The organism is Lysinibacillus sp. fls2-241-R2A-57 (assembly GCF_030209535.1).
Classification (GTDB): domain Bacteria; phylum Bacillota; class Bacilli; order Bacillales_A; family Planococcaceae; genus Lysinibacillus.
In genome coordinates this window covers 1-1,126 of record NZ_JARVRU010000201.1, presented here as the reverse complement: position 1 = coordinate 1,126, position 1,126 = coordinate 1, and the positions used below count along the sequence as shown (strand labels likewise).

General features: G+C 29.5%; 1 protein-coding gene. It reads left to right on the top strand.

Going from position 1 to position 1,126, the window contains the following annotated elements:
* The first annotated feature begins 104 nt into the window (after window positions 1-104).
* Entirely contained in the window at window positions 105-818 is a 714-nt protein-coding gene (locus QRN68_RS24495; protein ID WP_285399877.1) for an MraY family glycosyltransferase, read from the top strand.
* The last annotated feature ends 308 nt before the right edge of the window (window positions 819-1,126 follow it).

The window sequence follows — 1,126 nt, the reverse complement described above, 5'->3', positions numbered from 1 at the left end:
TCTCTTTTTGTATAATTTTCATTGGAAGAAATTAGATAATCAACACGCGTGTAAGAATGTTTAACTTTGAGTATTTCTAAAGAATTATTTTAGGAGGGGGAAATTTGTTATATTTAGCTTTGTTTATTGGTGTCGTTACAATTGTAATTTCGGTTAAGCTTACTCAAGCTTTTAAATTATCAAGCATTTGGGGGTTGCTTGGTCAAATTTGTGCTTCACTTGTAATAATAATGGTCGGTAAACTCGAGGTTAGTTATATTAGTTTAGGTGATCACTTCGAATTAGGATATTTGACGATTCCATTTACTTTAATATTTCTTGTAGGTTTTACTAATGTAATGAATATAGAAAAAGTGCAAAATCCTTCAATATTGCTGCTGCCATTCGTTTCTTTAGTTTTTTTCTCAATAGCAGCTTTCTTCATAGGTCATCCATTTGTTTTAATAACGGGGATTTGTTCCAGTTTAACGCTTATGTTTATTCTGCTATACGGCTATTTTACTGGTAAAGTATTTGTGGGGAGAACGCTTAATACGTCAATAGGTTTCATAATAGCTGTGCTTTCAATATCCCTCATTGAAACATCTATTGTAACAATTTATATTCCGTTATTTACTTTAGCACTACCATTCACTTTATATTATTTAATTCAAGATAAAATTACGAATGTACAATCAATTACAGTTAGCTTTTTAACAGCTATTTTATTTGGTGTATTAATGTTCATAGTTCCTTTTAATATAATATGGTATCTCGTAATAGGGTTAACGATTATTTTGGTTATCACGCAATCTTCACGTAAATATCGCTTTATTTAGAAACTCAAACTTTTTTATAAAAATCTAATACCTAGTTTGAAAGATTAACTCCATTTTGATCAACCTTTTTTCAAAATGAAGTTTTTGCATTTTCTGTTAAATAAAGGTTGAAGGGGATTTTTCCCTATATAATAAAGTCGTACCGTTTAAAACAAAGTTGCATCGTTTTGCCCCTTTTATGTTTTGACTAAAGGGGTTTTTGTGATCTTTCTTTATGTTAAAGACAGAAATATGTACTTCTTTTTTTGTGTTCTATCAAGCGTGTTGATTAGGAAAAAAATAGGTTTATTATTGAGTGGTAAAAGGAT